The organism is Corallococcus terminator (genome assembly GCF_003611635.1).
Classification (GTDB): Bacteria; Myxococcota; Myxococcia; order Myxococcales; family Myxococcaceae; genus Corallococcus; species Corallococcus terminator.
In genome coordinates this window covers 1-6,017 of sequence record NZ_RAVZ01000463.1, presented here as the reverse complement: position 1 = coordinate 6,017, position 6,017 = coordinate 1, and the positions used below count along the sequence as shown (strand labels likewise).

The following is a 6,017-nucleotide window of genomic DNA, read 5'->3' as shown; positions in this document are numbered from 1 at the left end:
GGCCATTGCCCCTGGCGCAGTCGCAGCAACGCGTCCTGCTTGGGGCCGGGCAGCTCCGCGGCCTGGAGGAAGGCCCGCTGCGCGGCGTCGGATTGCTTCCACAGCCACTGGGCCAGGGGGGCCGCGCGGGCTTCGAGGACGGCGAGCCGCTCCGTCACGCCGAGTCGCCGGGCCTGGGTCATCAGCTCCAGGCAGGGGTTGCCCGGACATGCGCCGTCGCGCAGCAGGAGGGGAAGGCTGGCGCGGAGGCCCTCGTCACGGCAGCCGGGCGCGAGGACCGCGTCCAGCAGGCGTCCCTGGCGTGCGAGCGTGGCCGCGACTTCGACGCGTTCCCCTGGCGGCGCCGCGAGCCCGCAGAGGCGCTCCCGAGGGGTGGGCGGCGCCAGCGGGAACAGCTCCCGCGCGGTGGGGTGGGCTTCGTATTCCATCCGCGCGACGCCCACGCCAGCGCGCGCGAGGTTCGCGAGCTCGGTGAGGGCCTCGGTGCACGGGTGCTCCGGGGCGTAGGGGCCCTCCATGCAGTCATGACGTCCGACGAGCGCGTGGTAGCGCTGGAGCGGATCCATCTCGCGGGACCAGGTCTCGCAGTCGGCGGGATCCACGCGGTCGTTGGAGCCGGGACGCGTGACGAAGCCATTGCGCGCATCCAGCAGGAAGACGCGGTCCTTCGTGTCGGGCTTCACCCCGCGCGCTTCCAGCCGCAGGGCGTTCACATCGGTGCCGGCCTCCAGGACGGTGAAGAGATACCGGCACCCGCCGATGGCGTTGGACTCGGGCGCGGGGGGCCGGCTGCCGTCGATGCAGGGCAGGGGGATGTAGCCCGCGGTCGCTGGCTGGAAGGTGTAGCGGTCCTTCTCCGAGTGATAGGAGCGTTGGGTGGTGTAGAGGCCGGAGAGGACGCACAGCGCTTCGGCGGAAGGGTCCGAGGGAACGCCGGTGGCCGCGACCAGGACGAGCGACAACACCCCTGCGGTGAACCCCATTCGTGTGCTCCCTTCTCCTGGAAGGCAGCCTGGGTGAGCTGGAGCCCTGGCCGCAAGGCCCCTCGGGCAACGGGAGGACCCCCCATGCTTTCGCCATGCTCGGGGATCCTCTATGTCCAGGCCAGAGGGGGCCATGCCCTTCCTCCGCGCCAGGATGGGGTGAAGGCTGGCGTGGATGTCTTGTGTTCCCTTGGGGGTCGCCGTGCGGCTGGATGTCCTGGTGCTTGGGTTGTTGTTGGGTCTGACGGTGGGCTGGCTGCTCGTCCCGTAACAGGGGGCCCTCGCGGCGGGCGCTCCAGGAAGCCAGGCAGGACTGGTCCCGGCAGGGGGCGAACTACCGGAGCCCGGAAGGGTTCCAGGAGTCGCGCTGGGGCATGACCTCCAGCGAGGTGCGAAACCTCTATCCGGACCTGACCGCGCTCAACAGCGGCGCGTTCTTCGCGAGGACCGAGATTGCGCGGATGCCTGCCGTCGTCACCTTCGGGTTCCTGGGAGACAGGCTCGTCGCCGTCGAGGTCGAGTTTCCTGAAGTGACGGACCTGAAGGGAGGCCAGCGGCTCCTGCGCGACCTGCTCACCCAGAAGTACGGACCTCCTGTTCGTGTCCGCGACACCGACGAGGAGGCGCGAAGGAGGGCCGGGGCCTATCGCACGGCGGCCGAGGTGACGCACGCCCTGGGGCAACCCGTCTCTTCCGACAGTGCATGGCCGCAGGACGCCTCCGAACAAGATCCCGGGGCTCCGCCGGAAGAGGCCCCCGCCGATGAGGCGCAGGCCGTGCGAAGGAGCCACAAACCGTGGATCCGCTTCAGGACGGTGGAGAGCCACGTGAAGCTCTCGCTGGCGAAATCCCGAGGAGCCTCTTCCATGGTCATCGAATACGAAAGCGCCCGGTATGAAGAGGACATCCGCCGGGCCCGCGCGCTGGGCCGTGAGAGCCTGCTGAAGGACCTCTGAGCGCGACGTCACCGCCCCAGGGGCTGCGTGGGCGGTGACAGCCTCAAGAGGAACGCGTCGCGGCTGCCCAGGGGCGGGCTGCCTGGAACCAGGCCGCCCTCGGTGGAGCCGACGACCACGGCATTGCCACACGCGTCCACGGCCAGTCCGGTGACGTGGTCGTCCTGGGGCGTGCCCTGCTGCCAGAGCCCCAGCAACCGCCCGTCCGCGCTGAAGCGCAGCACGAACAAGTCCCGGCCGCCCTGATTCGTGAAGCCCGGGAAGCTGCCCAGGGTGTCGCCCGCGACGTAGATGTCGCCATGGGGGGCGCGGGCCAGCGCGGTGGCCTGGTCGCTGTCCCGGGTGCCCACCTGCCGCACCCACTGGACCTGTCCGGAGTCGGGTTCGAGCAGGGCGAGGAAGACGTCCGCTTCGCCCACGATGGGGACGCCGGGCTCCAGGGCCAGCAGGCTGGAGCCCGCCAGCAGGAGCTGGTGGTCGGGCGTCAGGAGCAACTCGTCCGCCTCGGTGCCCGTGGGGGCGATGACGCTCGTCCAGACGACGTGGCCGTCCGCCGGATCCCGCCGCTGGACGAAGGCGCCGCCCGGCCCCTCTTCGTCGGCGAAGAACCGGAAGCCGGACGTGAACAGCGCATCACCGTCGGGCGTGAGGGCAAGGCCCGTCAGCCGGTCCGGATTGTCCACGACCTGCGAGCGCACCCGCCAGGAGGGCCCAAGAGGGCCCTGGGCCGGAGCGGGGAAGCGGGCGACAAAGCCATTCTCCGCATCCAGCGACACCTTGTTCTGGACGAACAGGTCGTCGTACCCGGCGACCACCACCTGGCCGGCGGAATCCACCGCCACCTTCGCCGGATGCTGGGGGCGCTCGTCGCCATGCTGCACGGCGTGGAGCGTGTTCCCTTCGCCATCCAGTTGCAGGAGGAACACATCGAACTGACCGCCGTTGGCGTGGCCCTCCAGCGCGCCGGTGGTGCGTCCCACCACCCGCACCGTGCCGCGCTCCTTGCCTCCAATGACGTGCTCCGCCGTGTCCGTCCCCGTGGTGTCCAGGGTCCGCCGCCAGAGGATGCGTCCGTCGGCCGCGTGCCGGGTGATGACCGCGCGCGAGTCTCCCGAGGGTTCGATGTTGCTCTCGCCGAGGCGGCCATCCCAATAGCCGGTCGTGTAGAGGTCGCCTGCCTCACCGACCCAGACAGACAGCGTCTCGTCCGCCGCCGCCGTTCCTTCCTGGCGGTCTCCCTTCCAGGGCGAAGCACACGTCACCGGGCCCGCGTCGGCTTCGCCCGTGCCGCCATCCTGTCCCGCGTCGGCCCCACCCGCGTCCAGGCCGCCGTCGTGGCCTGCGTCGGCTGTCCCCGCATCAGGTGTTCCGCCATCGGGTTCGACCGGGCCTGCGTCCACGGTGCCGCCATCCTTCGTGGGGTCGACCTGGCCGGACGGTGACGTCGTGCAGCCCAGACCGAGCACCCCGACAAGCAAGGCCATGGCCATTCCCAGACATGGGCGGGCGATGCCCGGGGCTGGCCTGTGACTCGTGTCGCATCCCAGCACGTGGCACCCCCGGCCCTCATGGCCTTCCCCTCTTCCCATATCAGACAAACGCCCGGGGCCGATGCCGGCCCCGGGCGCTGAGCGTCAGGACAAGGAGGGCCTTCCCTACTGGGGAAGCAGCTCCTCCGGCACGGAGCGCTGCAGGATGATGCGGTTCATGAACCCGACGTCCTCGTTCTGGTAGCGGGCCGAACCCACCAGGAAGCCCTGGGCCACCAGCACGTTGGTCACCTGGTCGCGGGTGATGGGCCGCAGGTTGTAGACCTTGCCGAAGTGCGTGGTCTTCTCCACGCTCACGACGCGCTCGCGCGTGCCGTCCTGGCGCAGCAGCTCGTCATCCACCTTCAGGTCCGCCGCGCGGACCATCCGGCCCTCGCTGTTGACCACCGGGTGCTCATTGGTCAGCCGCAGCTTGCCGCCGTGCTCGGTGGTGATGGTGTAGAGCAGGTGCTCGCTGTCGCGCGTCTCCGACGTGTAGCTGTAGACGTGGTTCGTCTGGAGTTGCACGTCGTCCAGGGTGGCGTCCGGCGTCAGGGTGAGGATGTCCGTCTGCTGCTCCCGGACGGCCTTGGAGATGGGCACCGAGCCATTGCTGAACAGCAGCTCCTGGTCCGGCGCGTAGCAGCTCGATTCGCAGTTGGCCACCACGTAGAAGGACGTGCCCGTGTACAGGGTGTCGCCCTTGGCGTCCATGTTGGTGTCTCGGTAGAAGCGGCAGTCGGTGGTGTCGGTGGGGTGCGGATAGAGCGGCGTCCCGGAGCCCGCGGGCAGAGATGTCTCGAACGTCGGGTAGAGCGGCCGTGCGCGGAGGATCGTCGAGGGGGCGGGGTTCCACTTGAAGAACCCCATGGTGGGGCCCGCGGCCTCCGCCTCCACCTTGAGGATGGGCGTCGCGTCATACATCGCGATCGCGTAGTAGTAATTCACCTTGTAGCCCTGCGAGTTGCCCGTGTACGCCCGGCTGGTGTTGCTTTCGACGTATTCCTTGGCCGGCGCGAAGGCGAGATCGAAGGTGGTGGTGGACGGCACCCAGGCCGAAGGGCCGGCGGGGACCAGGTTGTTGAGCAGGCCGCACTTGCGAGCCCATTCGGCGCGGACGATGGCCTGGCTTGGAACCAGGCTGTCGATGTTGCAGCGCCACTCCTGCTGGGTCTGCGCGCCTGCCACGGTGGGAAACAGCGCGATGGCGGCCGCGCCTCCCAGGACGATTCTGAAGACAGACTTGGACATGGAATTCCCCTTCGGATTTCTTGGACAGACTGCCGCCCCCTCTTGATTCAGCAGACCGCGGCGGTGCCCGCCGGACGGGATCCGATGGGCGCCGCTCGAACCTCCCAGGGGGCGCGGGAGGACTACTCCGGCAGCACTTCCGCCGGGATGGCTTGCTGGCGCAGGGCCCGGTTGAGCTGCTCCGCGTTCTCCTTCTGGACGCGGGCCGGCCCCACCCGATAGCCCTCGGTGAGCAGCAGATCCGACACCGCGTCGTGTGACATGCGCCGGACGTCGTGGACCTTCGCGAAATACAGCGTCTGTTTCACCGTCACGATGCGGTCCGGGGTTCCGTCCCTGCGCAGCAATGCATCCCCGAGCAGCAGCGACTCCGCCTTCACCCGACGTCCTTCGCTCGTGAGGACGGGATGCCCGGCGGGCACCCGCAGCAGGTCGCCGGACTCCGTGGTGAGTTCATAGACGACGTGCTCGCCGTCGCCGGGCTCCGGGGTGTCGCTGGACACTGGGTTGATCCGCCGCGGTGGGTCCTCCCCCAGGGCCGCCTCGCCAGTGCTGGAGCCCAGCAACTGGTCACCCGGGTGGCAGCCGGCCTCGCAGTAGGCCACCACGTAGAAGGGCTTCTCGACCGTCTCCGTGACCGTGTGGCAACCCTCCCGGATGACCTCTTCGCCCGCGGTGCCGCCCCCTTGCGCATTCATCGAATAGACGGGCCCGTCATCACAGACGGTGTACCGGGTGAGGGTCACCCACGGCGAGGTGCCCGTCGGGGTGCTGAAGAGGCGACAGTCATTCGTGTTGGTGGGGTGCGGATACAACTGCGTGCCGCTGCCCGCGACGTTGATGCTTTCAAAGGTGGGGAAGAGCGGTCGCGCGAGCGGCGACGTGTGGGACCACTTCCAGTAGCCCGCGGTGCTCCCGCTGGTCTCCTGGAACACGGAGAACATCGGCGTCGCTTCATAGAGCGAGCGCGCGTAGTAGTAGTTCACGTTGTTGTAATGCGTATTGCCCGTGTACGCGTGGCTCGTGTCGGACTCGCGGTACTCCTTCGCCCACGCGAAGGAGGTGTCGAAGGCCGCGGTCGAGGCGACCCACGCGTTCGCGCCCCCGGTGTTGCGCAGCAGTCCGCACCGCCGGGCCCACTCGGAGCGCGCGATGGCCTGCTCGAACGTCAGGGCGTCGCTGTTGCACCGGGCCTGCTGGACATCCTGCGCCTGGGCGAAGGACGGCAGCAGGCCGACCACGAGAAGCTTCAGGACCTGGGCAAGGCGGGGGCTTCGCATGGGGTGGCTCCGTGGGGC

General features: G+C 69.3%; 5 protein-coding genes. 1 reads left to right on the top strand and 4 read right to left on the bottom strand.

What is annotated here, in order from left to right; translation table 11 throughout:
- Nucleotides 1-983: hypothetical protein (locus D7V88_RS38080; protein WP_147449049.1), on the bottom strand; the 983-nt coding region annotated here is incomplete at its 3' end.
- A 374-nt stretch (nucleotides 984-1,357) separates the two neighbouring features.
- On the opposite strand from D7V88_RS38080, the gene D7V88_RS38075 reads away from it, so the two are divergent.
- Nucleotides 1,358-1,939 (top strand): hypothetical protein, encoded by a 582-nt coding sequence (locus D7V88_RS38075; RefSeq protein WP_120545450.1) that lies wholly within the window; start codon nucleotides 1,358-1,360, stop codon nucleotides 1,937-1,939.
- Between the two features lie 8 nt (nucleotides 1,940-1,947).
- Here the strand turns inward: D7V88_RS38075 and D7V88_RS38070 are convergent, their stop codons facing one another.
- From D7V88_RS38070 to D7V88_RS38060, 3 genes are all read right to left on the bottom strand, one after another.
- Nucleotides 1,948-3,423, bottom strand: coding sequence for an SBBP repeat-containing protein (locus D7V88_RS38070; protein ID WP_120545449.1), 1,476 nt, complete (start codon nucleotides 3,421-3,423; stop codon nucleotides 1,948-1,950).
- A 171-nt stretch (nucleotides 3,424-3,594) separates the two neighbouring features.
- Entirely contained in the window at nucleotides 3,595-4,719 is a 1,125-nt protein-coding gene (locus D7V88_RS38065) for a Hint domain-containing protein (protein WP_120545448.1), read from the bottom strand.
- Between the two features lie 122 nt (nucleotides 4,720-4,841).
- Nucleotides 4,842-5,999: a Hint domain-containing protein gene (locus D7V88_RS38060; RefSeq protein ID WP_147449048.1), complete on the bottom strand. Its 1,158-nt coding sequence runs from the start codon at nucleotides 5,997-5,999 to the stop codon at nucleotides 4,842-4,844.
- Between the last annotated feature and the right edge of the window lie 18 nt (nucleotides 6,000-6,017).

What these genes read in the sequence shown, in the direction of transcription:
- D7V88_RS38075 (WP_120545450.1), top strand. Translation starts at nt 1,358, where the DNA reads ATGACCTCCAGCGAGGTGCGAAACCTCTATCCGGACCTGACCGCGCTC.
- D7V88_RS38070 (WP_120545449.1), bottom strand. Translation starts at nt 3,423, where the DNA reads ATGGCCTTGCTTGTCGGGGTGCTCGGTCTGGGCTGCACGACGTCACCG.
- D7V88_RS38065 (WP_120545448.1), bottom strand. Translation starts at nt 4,719, where the DNA reads ATGTCCAAGTCTGTCTTCAGAATCGTCCTGGGAGGCGCGGCCGCCATC.
- D7V88_RS38060 (WP_147449048.1), bottom strand. Translation starts at nt 5,999, where the DNA reads ATGCGAAGCCCCCGCCTTGCCCAGGTCCTGAAGCTTCTCGTGGTCGGC.